This window comes from Roseovarius sp. JB2-10 (assembly GCF_055693585.1).
On record NZ_CM146337.1, the window covers coordinates 1,646,370 to 1,668,050 of the forward strand.

Sequence of the window (21,681 nt, forward strand, 5' to 3'; positions counted from 1 at the left end):
CCTCGTTTTCATGTTAGGCGTGGGGCATGAGCAAGATGCCGACAAAAGATGAAATCCTGCAGTGGATTTCCGACAACCCGACCCTGACCTCGAAACGCGATATTACCCGTGCCTTTGGCATCAAAGGGGCGGCGCGGATCGATTTGAAACGTATGTTGAAGGAGCTCGAGGCGGAAGGGCATCTGCAGAAGCGCAAGAAAACCTACCGCGACCCCGATAAATTGCCGCCTGTCAGCGTGTTGCAGGTTTCGGGCCAGACGCCCGACGGCGATTTGATTGCGCAGCCCATGGAATGGCAGGGGGAAGGCAGTGCACCAACGGTTCTTCTTGTCGCAAAAGCCAGTGATCCCGCTTTGGGTGAGGGTGACCGCATCCTTGCCCGCCTGACCGAAATTCGTGGTGAAGCGCACCAGTATGAGGGGCGGTTGATCCGGCGCATCGGCACAAATCCGTTGAAGGTGCTGGGCATTTTCCGCAAGCGGACCGAGGGCGGTCGGATCATGCCGATCGACAAGGGTGACAGCAAGGAATGGGAGGTTCTGGGGGACGCGACTGGTGGGGCCAAGGATGGCGAGTTGGTCGAGGCTGAACAGGCCGGCCCAAAGGGGCGCATGGGGCTGCCGCGCGCGCGTGTCGTGCAGCGGTTGGGAGACCCGTCTGCCCCCAAAGCCGTATCTTTGATTGCCATTCACCAGCACGGCATCCCGGATGATTTTTCCGACGACGTGATTGCGGAGGCGGACGCCATGACACCCGCCGGTCTGGATGGTCGCGAAGACCTGCGTGATATGCCGTTGATTACCATTGACCCGGCGGATGCACGTGACCACGACGATGCCTGTTTTGCCCACGCGGATGACGATCCCAAGAACGCAGGGGGGCACGTAATCTGGGTCGCGATTGCGGATGTCGCCCATTACGTCACATCGGCAAGTGCCCTTGACCGCGAGGCACGAAAACGCGGGAATTCCAGCTATTTTCCGGACCGCGTGGTGCCAATGCTGCCGGACCGGCTCTCGGGTGATCTCTGTTCTCTGCATGAAGGCGTGCCACGTGCCTGCATTGCCGTGCGCATGCAGGTCAACGCCCATGGCGAAAAGATCGGGCACCGGTTTCACCGCGGCCTGATGAAATCGCCTGCCTCGCTGAACTATCAAGAGGTTCAAGCGGCGATGGATGGCGCGCCCAATGAAAAATGCGCGCCGTTGATGGAGGATGTGATCCGCCCGCTATATGCCGCCTATGACGCACTCAAGGACGCGCGAAAGAACCGGCAACCGCTCGATCTCGATCTGCCGGAACGCAAGGTTGTTCTGAGCGAAGATGGTGTGGTGGAAAGCGTGAAATTCAGCGAGCGGCTCGAGGCGCACAAACTGATCGAGGAGTTCATGGTGTTGGCCAATGTGGCTGCCGCAGAGACTCTGATCGCTAAAAAAACACCGCTGCTTTTCCGGGTCCACGAAGAGCCACCACCTGAAAAACTCGACAGTCTGCGCGAAGTGGCCGAAGCCGCGGGTCTGGTGCTGGCCAAGGGGCAGGTGCTGAAAACCGCGCATCTCAATGCGCTGTTGCACGCCGCGCAAGACACAGATCATTCAGAGCAGATCAACATGTCGACCCTGCGCGCCATGACACAGGCCTATTATGCGCCTGCGAATTTTGGCCATTTCGGGTTGGCCCTCAAGGCCTATGCGCATTTTACCTCACCAATCCGGCGCTATGCCGACCTGATCGTGCATCGGGCACTGGTGACGGCGCATGGCTGGGGGGATGACGGCCTGAGCCAGGCGGATCAGGATCAACTTGACGGCACTGCGGCGCATATCAGCGATACCGAACGCCGTTCCATGATGGCCGAACGCGACACGAATGATCGTTACCTTGCTGCGTTTCTGTCCGAACGGTTGGGCGAAGATTTCAGTGGCCGGATCAGTGGCGTGGCCAAGTTTGGCGCCTTTGTGCGGCTGGATGAAACCGGGGCCGATGGGTTGATCCCGGTGCGCAGTCTGGGACGCGAATTTTTCAATTTTGACCGGGACAGCGCCACGCTGACGGGTTCCGATACAGGCGTAACCATCGGGCTGGGTCAGCGGGTGACTGTGCGCCTGGCCGAAGCCGCACCGGTAACAGGCGGCTTGGCGCTTGATCTGATCAGCCTTGATGGCAAGGCAATGCCAAAATCCGACAATGGCCGACGCGGTGGGCCGGTGAAACGCCGTCTCAAGAGTGCGAAACGCAAGTCCGACAAAACCAAGCGCAAGGTCAAGCGGCGTCGCTGAGGTGATATGTCAGCGCGTGTCGGACCAGATGCGCCAGACGCTCCGGTTCAATCTGCGCGACATCGTCGAATAACACGGCCCGATTGCCATCTATCCGGTCCCAGCCGGGAAAGGCTTGCGCATAGCTGCTGATGATCGTGCTCTGGCAGTGGGCGAATATGGCAAAAGTCGCATCGCGATGCGGGCCGAGCCTCAGCGTTGATCCTGCACGGTTATGTGTAAGATACGCAGGTTGACCCCATCTAAGTGCTTCTTTCAACGGACCCACTGCAGGAAGCGTTGCCGCGACGTTGAAAATCACCAATCGGAGCGCCATTACACCCTCCTGAACGGGGGGTGTATAAAGGCTGATGACACGGCTCACGTCTGAGGGCGGGGGCGAAATTTTCATGCGTTATCTCGAAATGCGATTTTACGGGAACGTTACGCCTCGCAGATGACAATAACTGTCAGCATGTGCGAAGATACTGCCATCATGACACGCACTCATCGTCTTTTTCAATTGATGCAGGCCCTGCGCAACGCGGCACCGCCAGCGACAGCATCTGATCTGGCCCACACCCTTGGGGTCACGCCGCGCACGATTTACCGCGATATCGATGCTTTGCGTGGGTTAGGGGCGGTGATCGACGGGGCGGCAGGTTTTGGGTACACGCTGATCGAGGATGCGGCCCTCCCCCTCTCAGTTTTGCAGATGAAGAGTTGGAAGCGCTTGTTCTTGGCTTGCGGGAAGTCGGTGAGGTCGGTGATCCCGCTCTTGCAAAGGCAGCGGCATCCGCGATGTCGAAACTGCGTGCACGGCTGCCTGCCAGTCAGGCACACCGGTTGGAACATGCGGTCCTGACGGCACGCCGGTTCGCCCCATTGCCAGAGCCGGGGATTGACGTAACGCAATTGCGCCAGGCCACGTGGGATGAGCGCACGATCAAGTTTGACTATTCCGATGTGGAGGCTCGGCAGACGACGCGCAGTGTGGATCCCTTGTCGATCGTCTATATGCAGGCATCGCATTGTTTGCTGGCCTTTTGTCATCTGCGGCGAGATTTCAGAGCTTTCCGGCTGGACCGTATGCGAAATCTGGATATCACCGATACGTCCTTCCGGCCGCGGCGTGTTCCAATGCTGCGTGAGTGTCTGGCGCAGATGTGTGCATAAGCCACCTTAATCGGCAGAACACCGCACCGCACGATTTTGTGTCCTTTAGATTTGACCGTTTTCCGATTATGCTTGGGAAAAAGAAAACAAAAAGGGCCGAGCAATGCGCATCAGTATTTTGTGGGCCGCGATGGCAGGCACATCTATAGGCATATCGGCGCTGGCAGCAGCACCGGTGGAAACGTCATTGAGGCCGCAAGTCCGGCCTGGCACCCCGACAACGGATGCGGTGATTGTCAGCATCGACGCACCTTTGCGCACGTTGCGGCCTTTAGCACGCCCGTCAGTGCAGTCGACCACGCCCACGCCTGAAATCATCAAAGTCGCGACATCAAACCCCGATTTTGATCGCTGGATCAGGGGATTTCGCGGGCGTGCCTTGAATGCCGGGATATCGGGTCAGACCTTCGACCGAGCCTTCAAAGGTGTGCAGTACAACCCGGATGTGATCAAGAAAGACCGCAATCAGGCGGAATTCAAGCGCCAGATATGGGATTATCTGGACAGTGCGGCGTCTCCTCCGCGGGTGGATGGCGGCAAGAAGGCGTTACGCAAACACCGAAACGCATTGAACCGGATTGAGCAGAGATACGGCGTTGAAAAAGAGGTTGTGACGGCGGTCTGGGGGCTTGAGAGCTATTATGGAACGCGCAAGGGCGACACGCCCTTGATCGGTGCGCTGGCAACGTTGTCCTATGACGGGCGGCGCGGTGCGTTTTTTGAAAAACAACTGATTGCCGCGCTCAAGATCATCCAATCGGGCGATGTCGCGCCACGCAATATGACCGGGTCCTGGGCCGGGGCGATGGGGCATACACAGTTTATTCCCACATCCTATCTGGCCTATGCGGTGGATTTCACCGGCGATGGCAAGCGTGATATCTGGTCGGACGATCCAACCGATGCCTTGGCCTCGACAGCCGCGTATCTAAAGCGGTTCGGCTGGCGCAAAGGGATGCCCTGGGGCGTCGAAGTGCGCGTGCCGCGCGGCAAGAACCCAGGCACAGCCAAACGCATGCCATCGGACTGGGCGTCGCGCGGCATTGTCGGGACCGATGGCCAATCCGTGCGCGACTATGGCGCGGCGCGCATCCTGCAACCGGCGGGCCCCAATGGCGCATCCTTCATGGTCTTTGCCAATTTCGACGTGATCAAGCGCTATAACAACGCCGATGCCTACGCGATTGGCGTGGGGCACCTGTCAGACCGGATTGGCGGCGGCCCCGCGATACAGGCCAGCTGGCCGCGCGGGTACACGCCGGTGACGTTCGAGGAACGCATGGAAGTGCAACGCCTCCTGAAACGCCGTGGCTACAAGCTTGAGAAAATCGACGGCATCATCGGCCCCAACAGCGCCAAAGCCATTCGTCATTTCCAGCAATCGGTGGGTGCCAAACCGGACGGTTATGCCTCAAAAGAAGTTTTGCAACTGCTCAAGACCCGTTAGATGTGATTGAACTTTAAATGAGGTCTGATTGAGCCCAGACTCACCCATGCTGCACGTTGCGCATATGTCAGCATTCTTTGACATGCTAAGGTCGCACCATCGGCAGACACCAGCGGTCTTGCGGCAGAAAATCGGAAAGGTGTCAATTGAGCTCTTCAGCGCGTAAATCGGTCATTCTTGCTGCGGATGTCGTCGGATATTCGCGGATGATGAACGAGGATCATGAAAAGGCGCTAGAGGCCCTTAGATCAGCCCGCGATAAAACCATTGAGCCTTGCATTGTGGCGGAAGGCGGCAAGGTGATCAAAAGGCTCGGAGATGGGTGGTTGGCCGCGTTCGACGCTGGCGCAGACGCATGCGTATCGGCCCTCAAAATCCAAGAACAGTTGACCTCTGATGGTGCCCCAACATTGCGCATCGGTATTCACGACGGCGCGGTCAGTTTTTTGGATGAGGATGTTTTTGGAAGTGGGGTAAATGTCGCATCGCGATTGGAGGCCCTCGCACAGCCCGGCGGCATCGCAATATCCGACATCGTGTTTGCCGACTTGCCGGATGCTCTGAAAATATCGTTTGAGGATGCCGGAGCGCGATCGCTGAAAAATATCACGGATCCGGTCAAGGTTTGGGCGTATGGAGGCATTCCCCCGACCTCGAATGCAACTGAACCAGTTTCTGTACTCTTAAACGACTTTAACGGTCCCTCGGCATCCGGTGACTTCGGCTCAGAGATCCCCGACGCCATCGCTATGGAGCTTGAAAAGTACCGCTGGCTGGACGTCCTCAGAATTGACGGTGATGGTGCAGCTCCGACCTACATTTTGGACGGCACCCTTCGTCGGTCAGGTGACCGGCTACGGGTCACGGCTGCCCTTTCGACAAAAGATGATGGGCGGCGGCTTTGGAACGAGCGATTTGACCGGATCGCCACGGACGGTTTCGAGCTTCTGGATGAGCTTGGTGTGGCCATCGCTTTGCGGGTAAGCGCGGAGATTGACGCATATGAAAAACTACGCGCCGCGATGCGTCCGCCAGAACAACTGAACGCGGCCGAACTCAGTGCCCGGGCCAATGATCTCATGTCATCAGGTCAGCTTGACGCCTTTGAAGAAGCGGATGCCATGCTCACAAGGGCTGTCGCGCTCGAACCTCGGAATCCCTCAGCCCATATTCAGAAGTCTTTTGTCGGCTATCGCAAGGCGATGAGTGGGGCGTGGCCTGTACACGCGACGCTCGAGGTGGCTTTGCAGACCGCAATGGAGGTTGTTCGAATTGATCCAAAAATGCCGGGCGGCAATGTGATGTTGGCAAGCGTGTATGGCATGTTGGGCAAAACGGAGGCTGCGATGGAAGCGGCAGCACAAGTCGAACGGTTGAATCCGAATGCCTGGGGTGCTCCGCATGGTCGATCCATTGCCTATACATTTGCATCCTCCGATTGGGCCGAGACGCACGACCCTGACGCCCTAAACCTCATCGCGGCTGCTGAACGCACGCTGGACCTATCGGAATCGTCCAAATTCCGATCCGGACACCTTTTCTTTTTGGGCGTGGGTCAACTCTTGCACGATGAAGCTGACATGCGGCCCGCAGTTTCCACCTTGGAAAGATCTGCCGGTGCGATTGGCGCGAATTGGTGGCCAAGTCTGTTTCTTGCGTTAGCCGAACTGCGGCGGGGTCAAAAGCCGCGCGCGCAACAGCATGTGTCTGCCGCGCATGTACTGTTCCCGGCACTTTCACGGACCATCATCCAGGACATTTTTGGGAACAGCCGAATCTGGCCCGTCTGGCAAAAGGAAATTGAGCAACTGTCAGACGTCGGCGTGTCGGCCTGACTTGTATCCGCGTTGCTCCGCCACCGGTTCCATGTTCTGAGACGTGCAATGACCAAGACCGGTTTTCTAACAGGGGTTGGGTTTGGCTCTCATTTGCGAAATGGCGCTATGTCCGCAGAGCGGGCTTAGGTTAGGCCAGTTCCGAGCATTGATATTGCGATCGCGCCAGCCATTCGGGGTTGATCTCAATGCCCCATCCGGGCTGATCCGTGACTGTCGCATGTCCGTCCGTGATGCCGTAGGGGTCGGTCACGTAGAGCCCTTCTTGCCACGGGTAGTAGTCTTCACCTTCGATGGAAAACTCCAGGTATTTGCCCGCGCCGGGGATCGCGCGCAGCAGGTGCATGGTGAAGAGCGTGACGAGCGACAGGTTGGCGCAATGCGGCGTGACCGGAAGCCCGGCTGCGTGTGCCATTTTGCAGACCCTCAACGTTCGGGCAATGCCGCCCAGATAGAGGATGTCCGGCTGCACAATGTTAACCGCGCGCATGTCGATCATCCGCCGCCATGTGGGCAGGTCGCAATCCTGCTCCCCGCCAGTCACGTCAATTTCCAGCGCGTCGGTAACCTCTTTGGTCTGCTCCAGCTCCCAATAAGGGCAGGGCTCTTCGTAATGGCAAAACCCGTGATCCTGCAGCATATGACCCACCTCGATGGCGCGCGCAGGTGCGTAACAGGAATTGGCGTCAATCAGCAGATCGGCATCCGGCAGGGCCTTGCGCATTGTCGGGATAATCTCTTCGGTGCGGCCCGGCCATTCATCCTGACCCCGCCCTACTTCAGCCCCGGCGCGGACCTTGAAGGCGGTAAATCCCTTTTCACCCGCCAGCCTTTGCATCCGCGCGGCCTCATCCGCGGGCGTGATGTCGCGCTTCATGGAACTCGCATAGGCGCGGATGTGCCCGGCGCTGCCGCCCAGCAACTCGGCCACCGGCTTACCCGCCACCTTGCCGCGCAAATCCCACAGCGCGGTATCAAATCCAGCCATTGCCCGCCGCAGATAGGAGCCCGGGAATTTATGTTCGCGTTCTGCCACCAGATCCAGAAGGTCATCCAGATCGCTGGTATCCTGCCCCAACACATAGGGCGCCACCTGACGGTGCAGCACCTTACAGGTGATGTCCGAATGATAGGTCGAGACCTGACCCCAGCCTTGGTTGCCGTCGCGGTCGGTGATCCGGACAAAGCCCACGAATTCGTTTGTGAAGGTTTCAATGCGGATCGGCGTCATCAGGCGGCACTCCCTTGGGTGTTGTCTTCGAGTATCATATCGCTGGCCTTTTCGCCCACCATGATGGCGGGTGCGTTTGTGTTGCCCGTGGTGATGGTTGGGAACACTGATGCATCGGCCACACGCAGACCAGTGAGCCCATGGACCCTGAGGCGGCCATCAACCACGGCCTGCGACGGGTCATTGCCCATCCGGCAGGTGCCACACGGGTGAAACACCGTCCAGGCGTTGTCACGGGCATAAGCGCCAAGGTCTGCATCACTGGTCACCGTCGCGCCTGGCATGATTTCGGTATCTATCACACTGGCCAATGCCGGGGCGCTTGCCAGCCGCCGCATCAATTTCAACCCATCAACAGCGGCCTGCCTGTCATCTTCGTTAGCAAGGTAATTCGGGTGTATGTCGGGTTCCGCAAAAGGATCGGCGGAACTGATCCCCAAGTGGCCCCGGCTAGAAGGGCGGCACTGGTTGAACCCCAGCAGGAAGCCGGGAAACGGGTCCGGCGTCATCAGCGGGCGGGTGCCCACCGGCGCACGGGTGTAGCTGAGCGGTGAAAAGTAGAGCTGCAGATCGGGCCCGCCGTCACCGTCATGGGTGCGGACAAACCCGCCGCCTTGGTTGACGCTCAGGCTCAGTGGTCCGGTCCGTTTGATCAGGTATTCCATTCCCACGCGCACCCGGCCCAGCCAAGGGCGCAGCACCTGGTTAAGCGTCGGCACCGTGGCGCGGTAAAGGTTATCGAGCCCCAGATGATCCTGAAGGTTCTGACCCACATGCGGGGCGTCGAGCGCCACGTCGATCCCCTTGTCTTTCAGGAACGCCGCGGCGCCAATGCCCGAGCGTTGCAAGATCATCGGGCTGCTGATGGCCCCGGCGGCAAGGATCACCTCCCGTCCCGCCAACACCGTCAGTTCGCGCCCGTTTTGGCGATAGTGCAGGCCCGTCACCCGTCGCCCTTCCAGCGTAAGCGTCGTGACATGTGCGCCAAGCGCAACGGTCAGGTTTGGGCGCTTCATCGCCGGACGCAGATAGCATTCAGCGGTTGAGGCGCGCATGCCTTTGCGGGTGGTGATCTGGTAGATCATGGCGCCCTCCATGGACGCGCCGTTGTAATCCGGGTTGGTGGGAATGCCGATTTCCTGCGCGGCTTTCAGATAGTTTTGGCATAGCGGATGAACCGCATCATCGATCTTTTGCACCGATAGCGGCCCGCCTGATCCGCGATGTTCATCCGCCCCGCCGGACCAATCCTCCATCCGGCGAAACACGGGCTCAACATCTGACCAGGCCCAACCCGGTGCCACCTGCGCCCAGTCGTCATAATCTTGGCGGTGGCCGCGCACATAGACCATAGCGTTGATCGACGACGAGCCGCCAATGACCTTACCACGTGGCCAATAGCTTTGGCGCCCACCCAGACCCGGAACAGGCTGCGTTTTGAACTTCCAGTTGAACCGCGCGTCATAATAGGCTTTGCCATAACCGATGGGCATGCGGATCCAGGGGTGGCGATCATGTCCGCCGGCCTCAATCAAAAGGACCGAATGACGCGGATTGGCACTGAGCCTGTTGGCCAGCACCGCCCCGGCCGAACCGGCACCGACGATGATATAGTCAAACTGGCGCGCGTCGCCGGCGGGTGCGTTCATTGCTGTTTCTTGTCCTTACCAAACAGCTGCGCCAGTACCATAAGAGCCGACGTAATCAAGATCATGATGGTTGAGATCGACGCGATTGTCGGATCGATCTGATCGCGGAGCGCGTTGAACATCGAGCGCGTCAGAGTGGTATTGTCGCCGCCCGAGATGAACATGGCCACGACGACCTCATCAAAGGAGGTCAGGAACGAAAGCAACGCGGCGGTGATCACCGAGAACCGGATTTGCGGCAGGGTGACAGTCAAGAACGCGCGCGCACGCGAGGCGCCCATGCTGCGAGCTGCCATTTCCTGGTTCATGTCATAGCTCTTGAGGCCCGATGCCGTGACAATCAGCACCAGTGGTAGCGCCAGCATCGAATGGGCCAGAACCAACCCCAACAGCGTGTAGAGAATGTTGAGCTTGACGTAGACATAAAACGCGCCGATCGCGATCAGGATTACCGGCACCATCATCGGCGTGATCAACAGGGCAAAGATGTATTTGCCAAACCGCATCTGCGAGGCATGCAGGCCATACGCGGCCAAAACGCCGATGGGTGTGGCCACCAGCATGGTCAAAAACGCGGCTGTCAGCGATGTGGCCGTGGCTGACATCCACATCTCGGACCCGAAATAGTGGTCATACCAGCGGGTGGACCAGTTTTCCGGCGGGAATTCGAGATACTGCGAATCCGAGAAGGACATCGGCATGACCACCAGCGTGGGGGCCACCAGCCAGATCATCATCAGCACGGAAAAGGCATAGAGCCAGAGGCGGCTGCCATGGGTGATCTGCGTCTCGGACGCGGGACGGCGGAGCCAACCGATCATCAGTGACTTCCCCCGCCATGTTCTCCAGTTTCATGAAGCGCGAGGCGATCCAGAGGATGATCATTGTCAGGACCAGAAGGACAACACCCAATGCGCTGGCCGCGCCCCAATTGACGAACATTTCGATATTGGACGCGATCTTCATCGACACCATGATCACGCGGCCGCCGCCCAGAACCGCCGGCGTCACAAAGAAGCCGAGGCAGAGGACAAAGACGATCAACGCGCCTGCAAACAATCCGGGCACTGAAAGCGGAAAAAACACGGTCCAGAAGGCGCGCACCGGGCTCGCCCCCATGTTGGCGGCGGCCTTGAGGTAGTCGCGGTCAATCGCTTTCATCGAATTGTAGGCGGGCAAAACGAGGAAGGGCAACATGATATGGACCATGCCGATCAACGTGCCGGTCATGTTGTGCACAAACTTTATCGGCTCATCCCAAAGCCCCATGCCGATGGCCCATTCGTTGATCAATCCGCGCTTTTGTAAAAGCACCAGCCACGCGTAGGTCCGCACCAGGAGCGACGTCCAGAAGGGTAAGAGCACGGTGATCAGAGCAATATTGGCCCATTTGTTGGGCAGTTGTGACAGGAAATACGCAAACGGGTAGCCGATCAAAACGCAGATTCCGGTGGTCAGAATACTGATGATAAACGTCGTCTGGAAAATGCGCGCGTAAGACTTGCGCTCGATCATCCGTTCGTAGTTTTCCAAGGAAAAGCTGCCATCCGCCCCGATGAAGGAGAGATAGAACAACCACCCGACGGGGATGACAAGAATGACCAGAACGATGAAAACCGCTGGCGAGCACAGCCCGAACAGGGCCATTTTTTCGCGAAACGCGTCGCGGCGCAGCCCTTCGGCATTGTTTGCGCGTCGCGTTTCGTGATCCGGCGCATCAATGGCGATTTGTGTCATGCCACGTCTCCGCCCGCGGGGATCAACACCGTGTCACGGGCGTGCAGACCAAGCGTAATGGCATCGCCCGCCTTGGGCAGAGCCTCAAACGTGCCGCGCCGAACCACGTCGCGCAGGGCCAGCGTTTCACCATCCTTGAGCGTGGCATAAAGCAGGAAACTGTCTCCCTGATAGACCACATCCTGCACCGTCGCGTCGAACCGATTGATACTGGCATCGCCCTGCGCGTCGACCAGTTGCAGACGTTCGGGGCGCAGGATCACCAGGAGGTCATCGGTATCAGACGGTGCGGTTTCGGTGCTCAACGGACGCCCGCCGCAGAGAATATCCGAACCTTTGCGCGCAGCAGGCAAGAATGCGGAATCGCCAATGAAATCAGCCACAAAGCGGTTGGCGGGTCGGTCATAGATTTCCACAGGCGTGCCAAGCTGCATCAGGCGGCCATGGTTGATCACCGCAATCCTGTCTGACATGGTCAGCGCCTCGCGCTGGTCATGCGTCACGTAAACCGTGGTCATGCCAAGCTTGTCATGCAGGTGCCGCAGCTCGATCTGCATCTGATCCCGCAGCTTCTTGTCGAGGGCGGAAAGAGGCTCATCCATTAACAGGATGCGCGGCTCAAACACGATGGCGCGGGCCAGTGCCACGCGCTGCCGCTGGCCGCCGGAGAGTTGCCCGATGCGTCGGTCGCCATATCCGCCAAGCTGCACCGTCTCAAGCGCCTGTTCCACGCGCAGTGTGGTCTCGGCCTTGGACACGCCGCGAATTTTGAGCGGGTAGGCCACGTTTTCGGCCACGCCCATATGCGGGAAAAGCGCGTAGTTCTGAAAAACCATGCCAATGTCGCGCTTGTGCGGGGGCGTCCGGATCATTTCCGTATCGCCAAATTTCAGACTGCCGTGATCCGGCCGGGTAAACCCCGCCAGTACCATCAGAAGCGTCGTCTTGCCCGAACCGGATGGCCCGAGAAGCGTCAGGAATTCACCGCTCTGGACGTTGAGATCCACCGCATCCAGCGCATGAACATCGCCATAGGTCTTGGTCACATCGCGAACAGTGATTGGCAGAGCGTCGTTTTGCATGTCGGTCAGAATTCCAGTTTGGATTTGGGGTGGCCCGGATGCGCCACCCCTATTGGTTTTACACAGGTGCTGATTATTCCGTCAGCATTTCCTCGTACATCTCTGCCGCGATAGTTTCCCACTCGGCATACCACTCCAGGCTGACAGGTACTTGCAATCCGGCATTGTCCGGATGCGATGGCAAGGCTTTCAGGATCGCATCATCCACTTCAGCGACATCATAAGCCGCCTTGTTGGTGGGGCCGTAAGTAATGTGATTGGGCAGGTTCGCCTGATATTTGGCCTGTGAAATGACGTTCAGGAATTCCATGGCCACATCTTTGTTGGGCGCACCCTTTGGAATGGCAAAACAGTCATAGTCCAGCAACGCCTGATTGAAGCTGTAGGCTACATTGGCGCCGTCCTTCTTGGCGTTGTCAAAACGGCCATTCCAGCCGGTGGTCATGTCCACTTCGCCGTCCTTCATCAGCTGCGCATGCTGCGCGCCCGAGGTCCAGAAGACAGCGATGTTGGGCTTGAGTTCACGGATTTTGTTCAAAGCGCGCTCGATCCCCTCTTCGGAGCCCAGCACGTCGTAAACATCCTCAGGTGCTACGCCATCGGCCAGCAATGCTGGCTCAAGCGCACCGGCAACCTTGCCGCGATAGGCGCGCGTGCCGGGGAACTTTTCAACGTCCCAGAAATCTGCCCAGCTTTGCGGCCCGCCTTCGCCGTATGTATCTGTATTCCAGGCATAAACGGTCGAAAACACATCACCGCCCACGCAATAATCCGTGTAGAGACCATCATAGAAGGTCGTCACATCAATCACGCTGTAATCCAGCTTTTCCAGCAAGCCTTCAGCGGCCGCACGTGCTGCTGATCCCGAGCCTGAGGCTACGATATCCAGCGTCACAGCACCCGATTGCACCTGCAGGCGCACATCCGACATACCGCCATAGGTTTCCTGCTTCACTTCAATGCCCGTGTCCGCAGATGCCGGCTCAAACAGCGCCTTGCTTTGCGCTTCTTGGTAGGAACCACCCCAGCTTGCGATGGTCACGGTCTTGTCGGCGGCAAGCGCGGTGGTGCCCGTCAGGGCCACCGCCATTGCAACGCTCGCGTAGAATTTGAAGGTCATAATATTCTCCTCTCTGTTTAGTGTCCGGTGCGATATGCGACCCGGCTGAAATGCCCTTGTTTTTGTGCCGTTGCGGATGGGCATGCCCTGCGACGGTGTCTTTCACCGCTTGGCCTATGGGGCTTGCGGATTTTGGTGAGATTGGCGGGCCGCTTGGCGCACCTCGGCCCTGTCCCGCCACCGGTACCAAGCGACGGCTGCCGGCAAAAACCACGGCTTGCCGCTGTAAAGTGGACGTGTCGGGAACGGCAGATCGTCAAATGCGGTTTTGGCCTCAGGTAAACCCAAAACACGTTGCCCCGTGCGCATGCCCAGATAACTGGCCACCGACACACCGGCACCGCAATAGCCCATCGAATAGTGGATGCCCTCATGCACACCGCAATGGGGCATTTCGTCAAAGGTATAGGCGACAAACCCCATCCAGGAATGGGAAATACGTGCGTGGGCCAACTGTGGGAAAATCTCGATCATATCGGATTGCAGACGTGGACCGCTGACTTTGGGGTCCGTTTCGCCGGTCGACACGCGTCCGCCGAAAATCACCCGCGTCCCATCCGGCGATGGGCCGTAATAATAAACCACCTTGCGGGTATCGGTGATCAGGCGCTGTGTCGGAAACGCCGCCTGGATCAGGTCTTTGGGCAAGGCTTCTGTGGCAATGACATAGCTGCCAATCGGGATGACCCGGCGTTTGAGCCAAGGGGTCAGCTCGGTGGTATATCCGTTGGTTGCGACCACCACGTCGCGTGCGCGGATATTGCCTTGCGGTGTGCCAACGACAAATTCTGAGCCTTCTTTGGCAATCGACGTGGCGGGGCAATACCCGATAATCGATGCCCCGGCGGCGATGAGGCGCGCCATTAACCCATGGTGATACCGGGCAGGGTGCAACGTGGCGATACGTGGATAAAGAACGCCGCCGTGATAAAATGTGCTTCCGATCTCACTGTGTTGCTCAGCGCGGGGAATGACATGCGCTTCAACGCCTTCGTCTCGCTTGAGCGCTTCTACATCGCGCGCGATCTGGTCAAAGCTTGAGGGTGAATGCGCCCCGTGAAACCGCCCGCTGCGGCGAAAGTCGCATTCGATATTTTCGGACGCGGTGAAGCTTTCGATCCATTCCAGCGCATCTGCACCTTCCCCGCGAATGGCGCGCGCGCGGTCCGCCCCGTATTGGCGGGTTAGCGCGGCCAAGCCCGGTTTGATGCTGGTGCTGATATGCCCGCCATTACGCGTACTACAGCCCATTCCGGGCGCACCCGCTTCGAGTACAAGGGTGTGGCGTCCACTCCGCGCGGTCTGCAACGCCGCGTTCAAACCAGTATAGCCCGACCCAATGACAACCACGTCGGCGCGGTCCGGTAAGGTGGATCCGCTGACATCGGGTGCGGGCGCTGTGGCATCAAGCCAATAAGAGCTTTCTTTGAAATCCGCAGCAAAAGGCGAGGCAGCCTGTACCGCCCCATTCAATCCTGTTGCTTTGTTGTTTCCGCCCACCAGACCCCCCGGGTGTTATCCAGAGTTCATGGTTTTGTTGAACGCTAGATAAAGTCAATTGAATTGATATGATGTATTTATAAGCATTTTTTATGCGAAGCATGAGGTCTGCACACTGATGTCCTTGAAACACCGCCATTTGCAGGTGCTCGACGCATTGATGAAAGCTGGATCGGTTTCTGGTGCTGCGGAGCGTTTGAACGTCACCCAACCCGCTGTCAGCGTTGCGCTGTCAGATTTGGAAAAGCGCGTCGGATTTCGCCTTTTTGAACGGTCCAAGGGGTTCTTCGCGCCGACCCGGGATGCGCAAGCTTTCTACGATGAGGCGGTACAGGGGCTGGCTGCGATTTCGCGGGTAGAGCGGCTGGCCGCGGACATTCGGGACAGCAAGGTTGGCAGCATAACGATTGTGAGCAATGGTGCGGCGGCGATCAATTTATTGCCACGTGTGATTGCCGAATATCAACAGGAAAACCCCGGCATTCGTGTCGATCTGGAAGTGCGAAGTTCACGACAATGTGCTGCGGCGGTAAGCGGACGGCAGGCCGATATCGGTCTGATCGATGCGCCGGTGCCGGTGGCCGGTCTTGAGGCGCAGATTTTTCGTTTGCCTTGCGTATGTGCCATGCGGGAGGAAGACCCGTTGGCAGAGCATGCGGTGGTACGACCCGCGCATTTGAAGGATCAATCGGTCATTGCCATCACGGGCGACCACCAGATCGATCGACAACTGGATGGGTTGATGGCTGAGCGCAACAGCAGCGTGGAGCGGCGGGTTTCGTGTTCCTACTTTGCCATCGCCCGAAACATGGTGCGGCGCGGCGTTGGTGTTGCACTTGTTGATTGTGTGAATGGCCGGATGGATTTGGGCGACGGCGTGATCTGGCGGCCATTTGAGCCAAAAATTTCGTTTGAATTGGCGATGATCGTGGCGCGTGATCAGGGTTTGCAAAAAAGTGTCGCGGGGATGAAAGAGCGCATTGAAAATGCCTTGAACGCGCAAATCAGCGGTTCATAGCGGCGTGAAACGCCGCCCTGTGCCACATCGGCCCAAGGCGGCGTTCATATTACTTGCCCGCTTCTACTACGTCCTCGACGGTGCGAAGGCCTGTCTTGGGCGATTGCACCAGCGCGGCCATGTTGCCGGGCTTGTGCTCGTTGTTCATCATCTTCGTGTGTGCCGCCGGAATGTCGCTCCATGAGAACACTTCAGACATGCAGGGATCAAGACGACGCTCTACCATCAGTTTGTTGGCCGATGCGGCTTGCTTGAGATGCGCAAAGTGTGACCCCTGCAGACGCTTCTGGTGCATCCAGATGTAACGGACGTCAAACGTACAGTTGAAGCCGGATGTCCCTGCGCAGATCACCACCATGCCGCCTTTTTTGCAGACAAAGCTCGAGACGGGGAATGTGGCTTCACCTGGGTGTTCAAACACGATGTCGACATTGTTGCCCTTGCCGGTGATGTCCCAGATGGCTTTGCCGAATTTGCGCGCCTCTTTGAACCAGTCATTATATTCCGGTGTGTTCACCGTGGGCAGCTGACCCCAGCAGTTAAAGTCCTTGCGGTTCAGAACGCCCTTGGCGCCCAGATCCATCACAAACTGGCGTTTATCTTCGTCACTGATCACGCCGATGGCGTTACCACCCGCCGCATTGATCAGCTGGATCGCGTAGGAGCCCAAACCACCGGACGCCCCCCAGACCAATACGTTCTGGCCGGGCTTGAGTTCATGGGGATGATGCCCAAACAGCATCCGGTATGCGGTTGCCAGCGTCAGCGTGTAACAGGCGCTTTCTTCCCAGGTCAGGTGCTTGGGACGCGGCAACAATTGCTGCGCCTGCACATTGGTGAACTGCGCGAAGGATCCGTCAGGCGTCTCGTAACCCCAGATCTCGTTGGCTGGGCGAATACATCGGGTCGCCGCCATTGCATTCCTCGTCGTCACCATCATCCTGGTTACAGTGAATGACGACCTCGTCGCCAACTTTCCAGTTCTTGACCTTGTCACCTACAGCCCAAACGATGCCAGAGGCGTCGGATCCTGCGATATGATAATCTTCGCCGTGGCCATCAAACGGGCTGATTGGAACGCCCAGACCGGCCCAGACGCCGTTGTAGTTCACACCTGCGGCCATGACGAGAACCAACACTTCATGGCTGTCCGGCATCGGCGTGTCGACAACTTCGACCTTGAAGCTCTCTTCGGGAACGCCGTGGCGCTCACGGCGGATCGCCCACGCGTACATCTGTTTGGGCACATACCCGACGGGGGGCATTTCGCCTACTTCATAAAGATCTTTCTCCGGTGCGTCATATGGTGTGATACCGGTTTCCGTGTCCAAAGCCATTTTATGTCCTCCGTGTCAGAGCGTTCAAAGAAGCGCATTTCGCCGCGATGCAGAATCACGATTTCCGGGCAATAGGTAGCGTCGGGCGCGCAACAATGCAATGCCATTGAGAGTAGTTTTGTAATTTTATAACCGAGCGACTGCAGAAAAATCAGCCGCTATTTGCTGCGACTGCGAAAAAGATGTTCGATGGATGCTGCATAATAGGCCACAATGGGCCGATCTTCTTCCACCAATTTCAACGCATCACCGTCCTCAATCACAAGCTTGCGTTTGATCAGATTGCGCAGGCCAACCTCGACGGCATAGTCCTCGTCATCGCGGGGCAGGTGGACATGGGCCTTGGGCAGCAACGTCATCATTTCCTGCACCTTTTCGGCCAACGTTTCGCGCGTCAGCGGCTCTTCAGCGTTTGTCAAAGCACGTGCAACCAATGGCACCGGCAATACCGGCACTTCTTCTCCGATGCGTTTCATCAAAAGACGCGCCAGCCCCTTTACATCGCCCTTGGGGTTCTCCGACAGAAAGGTATTCAGCGACACCGGTGCGCCAAAACTGGCCGCAGCATAGCCATGGCGGTGATACTTTCCGGTGAGGCGCAGTTTGATCTGCCGTAGGATAAAGAGGGACACCACACTGATACGGGCCCGGAAACGGCGCTCTCCTTTTTGTCCGGCAGCAACCAGAATGCGGTCTTCGAACACCCGGTCATAATTGACGGCGACGGGCACAAACACCACGTCGCGGTCAGAATTGGTGCGCCCCTCAACGATGTATTTCAGCAACCCCAGCTTTGGCAGGGCCAGTTTACCGTCGAGGCTTAGCCCTCCTTCGGGGAACATCGCTTGCGTGACACCCCCATCGGTCGCCAGCCCGACATATCGGGCCAGTACACGCCGATAGAGATCATTGCGTGACTTGCGCCGAATAAAATACGCGCCCATGGCTTTGATCAGTTTGCTGAGCGGCCAAACCCGGGCCCATTCACCCACGGCATAGCTCAGCGCTGAGCGTTCTGCCGCCAACCACGTGACCAAAACATAGTCCATGTTCGAGCGATGGTTCATGACAAAGACAACGGTGGCATCCTTGTCGACCGCGCTCAGCGATGCTTCATCAAAATGGCCCAACCGGACCCGATACAGCGACCGGCTGAGCCATTTGGCGGCCCGGATCGCAAAGCCAAAGTATGCGGTTGCTGAAAATCCGGGCACGATTTCCCGGGCGTAGCGTTTGGCTTGCTCAAAAGCCACGTTTTCGGGAATGCCCTCGGCTTTTGCATGTTCAGCCACGGCTTGCGTGACATCCGGATCATAGATCAACCGCTGAATCATGTCGTATCGCCGCGCCAGTTTGAATGGCTCGATCGGGCGTTCAAGCCGTTGGTTCAGCTTGGTTACAACCCGTTCCATCCGGCGGCGAAAGAACCACCGAACGGAGGGAAAAAGAAAGTGAGAGGCAAATGTCACGGCTGCGAAAAGCAACAACAACACCAGCGCCCATAATGGCATCTCGACAGCACGCGTCATGGGGGGACTCTTGCAGTATTGGCGCGCAGGGTAAATATCAGTTGAACAATTAAGCACAGAGGCATCATGTCCGACATAACCATTCAGCCGGGGTTCACGCAGATGCAACGCCCTGTTGCCGCGGCGTTGTATTGGGATGCCTTCAAGGGAAAACTGGGCAAGGTTATGGGCTCGGACGCCCGCGCGTTATCTTTTTTTGAGGCCGTAATGGATGCGCAATACGCCCTGTCCGCTGTCGATACCAAGGGAAATTTGTTGGGTCTGGCGGGGTATAAGACGTCACAAGGTAGTCTTGCAGGCGGCACAATGCGCGACATGGCGCAGGCCTATGGCTGGTTCGGCGGCACGTGGCGCGGGCTCCTGTTGTCAACGCTGGAACGAGAAGTGCAGCCCGGTATTTTGCTGATGGATGGGATCTGTGTTGATCCTACAGCCCGCGGGATGGGCGTGGGCACGGCGCTTTTGGCCGCCGTCAAGGATCAGGCGCGCGCGCTGCAACTAACGCATGTCCGTCTGGATGTCATCGACAGCAACCCGCGTGCCCGCGCGCTTTACGAGCGACAGGGCTTTGAACCTGTGAGCAAAACACATACAGGCCCTTTAAGATATGTTTTTGGCTTCCGTGAAGCGCTGGCGATGCAATGTCGCGTGGGATAAAAGGTTCGAAATGCCGCAACGCAGCGAATTGACATCGGTATAATCTTCCAAGTATCAATCGCTGCACGTAACAAAGTTGCGCAACCTGATTCACGAGGCTCGCCCATGTCGCAGACGCAGAAAGATCGCCCCTGGCTCATCCGCACCTATGCCGGACACTCCACCGCCAAGGCCTCGAATGCGCTTTATCGGTCGAACCTCGCCAAGGGTCAGACCGGCCTTTCCGTGGCCTTCGATCTGCCCACGCAGACAGGCTATGACAGTGATCACATCCTGTCGCGCGGTGAGGTTGGCAAGGTTGGGGTTCCTGTTTGCCATCTGGGCGATATGCGCACGCTTTTTGACGACATCCCGCTGGACCAGATGAATACGTCGATGACGATCAATGCGACGGCGCCGTGGCTGCTTTCGCTCTACATCGCCGTGGCCGAGGAACAGGGCGCGGATATCGGCGCTCTGCAAGGTACGGTCCAAAATGACCTGATCAAGGAATACCTGAGCCGCGGAACCTATATCTGCCCGCCCAAACCCAGCCTGAAGATGATCGGCGACGTGGCTGAATACTGTTACACGAACGTGCCGAAGTGGAACCCGATGAACGTGTGTTCCTATCACCTGCAAGAGGCGGGTGCCACGCCGGAACAGGAATTGTCCTTTGCGCTCTCTACCGCGATTGCCGTGCTGGATGAGTTGAAGCCGCGCGTTCCGGCCGAGGATTTCCCGGCACTTGCGGGGCGCATTTCCTTCTTCGTCAACGCGGGCATTCGGTTCGTGACCGAGATGTGCAAGATGCGCGCTTTTGTCGATCTCTGGGACGAAATCCTGGAAGAGCGCTATGGCATCGACAATCCGAAATACCGCCGCTTCCGGTATGGCGTGCAGGTGAACTCGCTCGGATTGACCGAGCAGCAGCCCGAAAACAACGTCTACCGCATCCTGATCGAAATGCTGGCCGTCACACTCAGCAAAAAAGCGCGTGCCCGCGCTGTGCAATTGCCTGCGTGGAACGAGGCGCTTGGTCTGCCGCGCCCCTGGGATCAGCAATGGTCAATGCGGATGCAGCAGATTTTGGCATATGAAACGGACCTGCTGGAATTTGACGATCTGTTTGATGGCAACCCTGCTGTCGATGCCAAGGTGGAGGCGCTGAAAGACGGCGCGCGCCACGAGCTTGCCAATCTGGGCAGCATGGGTGGCGCAATCGGGTCGATCGAATACATGAAATCGCGGCTGGTGGATTCTGAATGCCGAACGTCTGAACCGGATCGAGAAAAACGAAACCGTCGTTGTTGGCGTCAACAAATGGACCGAAGGCGAGGTCAGCCCGCTGATGACAGGCGATGGCGGTATCATGGTTGTTGATCCGGCGGTCGAGGCGGAGCAAATTGCCCGCCTGAACGAATGGCGCGCGGATCGGGATGCAGATGCTGTCAAAGCCGCTTTGGCCGAGCTGCGCGAAGCCGCAAGCAAGGGCGAAAATGTCATGCCCGCGTCGATCAAGGCCGCCAAGGCCGGGGTCACCACTGGCGAATGGGCCGCGCAGATGCGACAGATCCATGGTGAATATCGCGGGCCAACCGGCGTTTCCGCCAGCCCGTCGAACAAGACCGAAGGCCTGGATGACATCCGCGACGCGGTGGATGCGGTGAGTGACAAGCTGGGTCGCCGACTGAAGTTTCTTGTTGGAAAACCGGGTTTGGACGGGCATTCGAACGGGGCCGAGCAGATCGCCTTCCGTGCCCGTGATTGTGGTATGGATATCGGGTATGAGGGCATTCGTCTGACCCCTGAAGAGATCGTGAATGCGGCGCTTGAAGACAAGGCGCATGTGGTGGGTCTTTCGATCCTTTCCGGCTCACATCTTCCGTTGGTGGAGGACCTGATGGAACGGATGCGCGACGCTGGCTTGACAGATGTGCCTGTGATTGTTGGTGGTATCATTCCGGACGAAGACGCAAAACGCCTCCTGGAAATGGGCGTTGCGCGGGTCTACACGCCCAAGGATTTTGAGCTCAATACCATCATGATGGACATCGTGACGCTGGCGGACCCCAAGGCGGTTGCCGCCGAGTAATCGGCGGTTTCACCCCGGCATTTTGGGCGCT

The 21,681-nt window shown here is 58.1% G+C and carries 14 protein-coding genes and 3 pseudogenes; 7 read left to right on the forward strand and 10 right to left on the reverse strand.

Annotated features, from left to right (window positions below; all coding sequences use genetic code 11):
- Nucleotides 1-26 precede the first annotated feature (26 nt).
- On the forward strand, nt 27-2,279 hold the full coding sequence (gene rnr, locus ACZ1HJ_RS08175; RefSeq protein ID WP_472721805.1) for a ribonuclease R: 2,253 nt from the start codon (nt 27-29) through the stop codon (nt 2,277-2,279).
- On the opposite strand, the gene ACZ1HJ_RS08180 is transcribed toward rnr, so the two are convergent.
- The gene (locus tag ACZ1HJ_RS08180; protein WP_472721806.1) at nt 2,263-2,595 is read right to left on the reverse strand and encodes a DUF1801 domain-containing protein; all 333 of its coding nucleotides are present in this window, start codon (nt 2,593-2,595) and stop codon (nt 2,263-2,265) included. The genes rnr and ACZ1HJ_RS08180 overlap by 17 nt on opposite strands.
- A 159-nt stretch (nt 2,596-2,754) precedes the next feature.
- Here ACZ1HJ_RS08180 and ACZ1HJ_RS08185 point away from each other — a divergent pair.
- The 3 genes and pseudogenes from ACZ1HJ_RS08185 to ACZ1HJ_RS08195 all read left to right on the forward strand — a co-directional run bounded on the left by ACZ1HJ_RS08185 (nt 2,755) and on the right by ACZ1HJ_RS08195 (nt 6,716).
- Nucleotides 2,755-3,434, forward strand: a pseudogene (locus ACZ1HJ_RS08185) (helix-turn-helix transcriptional regulator).
- Between the two features lie 103 nt (nt 3,435-3,537).
- Complete coding sequence (locus tag ACZ1HJ_RS08190) at nt 3,538-4,881, forward strand: lytic murein transglycosylase (protein WP_472721807.1); 1,344 nt, start codon at nt 3,538-3,540, stop codon at nt 4,879-4,881.
- Nucleotides 4,882-5,027: 146 nt separating this feature from the next.
- Entirely contained in the window at nt 5,028-6,716 is a 1,689-nt protein-coding gene (locus tag ACZ1HJ_RS08195; RefSeq protein WP_472721808.1) for an adenylate/guanylate cyclase domain-containing protein, read from the forward strand.
- A gap of 130 nt (nt 6,717-6,846) precedes the next feature.
- Here the strand turns inward: ACZ1HJ_RS08195 and ACZ1HJ_RS08200 are convergent, their stop codons facing one another.
- The 7 genes from ACZ1HJ_RS08200 to ACZ1HJ_RS08230 form a co-directional block, all read right to left on the reverse strand.
- Entirely contained in the window at nt 6,847-7,947 is a 1,101-nt protein-coding gene (locus ACZ1HJ_RS08200) for a mandelate racemase/muconate lactonizing enzyme family protein (RefSeq protein ID WP_472721809.1), read from the reverse strand.
- Nucleotides 7,947-9,596 (reverse strand): GMC family oxidoreductase, encoded by a 1,650-nt coding sequence (locus ACZ1HJ_RS08205; protein WP_472721810.1) that lies wholly within the window; start codon nt 9,594-9,596, stop codon nt 7,947-7,949. Before ACZ1HJ_RS08205 ends, ACZ1HJ_RS08200 begins: the two co-directional genes overlap by 1 nt.
- A complete protein-coding gene (locus ACZ1HJ_RS08210; protein ID WP_472721811.1) occupies nt 9,593-10,291 on the reverse strand; it encodes an ABC transporter permease in 699 nt (232 codons plus the stop codon). The genes ACZ1HJ_RS08205 and ACZ1HJ_RS08210 overlap by 4 nt, the downstream gene beginning before the upstream one ends.
- A complete protein-coding gene (locus ACZ1HJ_RS08215) occupies nt 10,227-11,333 on the reverse strand; it encodes an ABC transporter permease (RefSeq protein ID WP_472721812.1) in 1,107 nt (368 codons plus the stop codon). Before ACZ1HJ_RS08215 ends, ACZ1HJ_RS08210 begins: the two co-directional genes overlap by 65 nt.
- Entirely contained in the window at nt 11,330-12,415 is a 1,086-nt protein-coding gene (locus tag ACZ1HJ_RS08220) for an ABC transporter ATP-binding protein (RefSeq protein WP_472721813.1), read from the reverse strand. The genes ACZ1HJ_RS08215 and ACZ1HJ_RS08220 overlap by 4 nt, the downstream gene beginning before the upstream one ends.
- A gap of 73 nt (nt 12,416-12,488) precedes the next feature.
- Nucleotides 12,489-13,535 carry an ABC transporter substrate-binding protein gene (locus ACZ1HJ_RS08225; RefSeq protein ID WP_472721814.1) on the reverse strand — a complete coding sequence of 349 codons (1,047 nt, stop codon included), beginning with the start codon at nt 13,533-13,535 and terminating at the stop codon, nt 12,489-12,491.
- A 114-nt stretch (nt 13,536-13,649) separates the two neighbouring features.
- Nucleotides 13,650-15,035, reverse strand: a complete 1,386-nt coding sequence (locus ACZ1HJ_RS08230) for an NAD(P)/FAD-dependent oxidoreductase (protein ID WP_472721815.1) — start codon at nt 15,033-15,035, stop codon at nt 13,650-13,652.
- Nucleotides 15,036-15,153: 118 nt separating this feature from the next.
- On the opposite strand from ACZ1HJ_RS08230, the gene ACZ1HJ_RS08235 reads away from it, so the two are divergent.
- Nucleotides 15,154-16,053, forward strand: coding sequence for a LysR family transcriptional regulator (locus ACZ1HJ_RS08235; protein WP_472721816.1), 900 nt, complete (start codon nt 15,154-15,156; stop codon nt 16,051-16,053).
- A gap of 49 nt (nt 16,054-16,102) precedes the next feature.
- Here ACZ1HJ_RS08235 and ccrA read toward each other — a convergent pair.
- Together ccrA and ACZ1HJ_RS08245 are read right to left on the reverse strand one after the other, a co-directional pair.
- A pseudogene (gene ccrA / locus ACZ1HJ_RS08240) lies at nt 16,103-17,390 on the reverse strand (crotonyl-CoA carboxylase/reductase).
- Between the two features lie 158 nt (nt 17,391-17,548).
- The gene (locus ACZ1HJ_RS08245) at nt 17,549-18,919 is read right to left on the reverse strand and encodes a 1-acyl-sn-glycerol-3-phosphate acyltransferase (RefSeq protein WP_472721817.1); all 1,371 of its coding nucleotides are present in this window, start codon (nt 18,917-18,919) and stop codon (nt 17,549-17,551) included.
- A 66-nt stretch (nt 18,920-18,985) separates the two neighbouring features.
- Here ACZ1HJ_RS08245 and ACZ1HJ_RS08250 point away from each other — a divergent pair, with 66 nt between their 5' ends.
- Nucleotides 18,986-19,576 (forward strand): GNAT family N-acetyltransferase, encoded by a 591-nt coding sequence (locus ACZ1HJ_RS08250; protein WP_472721818.1) that lies wholly within the window; start codon nt 18,986-18,988, stop codon nt 19,574-19,576.
- A 105-nt stretch (nt 19,577-19,681) separates the two neighbouring features.
- Nucleotides 19,682-21,650: pseudogene (locus ACZ1HJ_RS08255) on the forward strand (methylmalonyl-CoA mutase family protein).
- Nucleotides 21,651-21,681 lie beyond the last annotated feature (31 nt).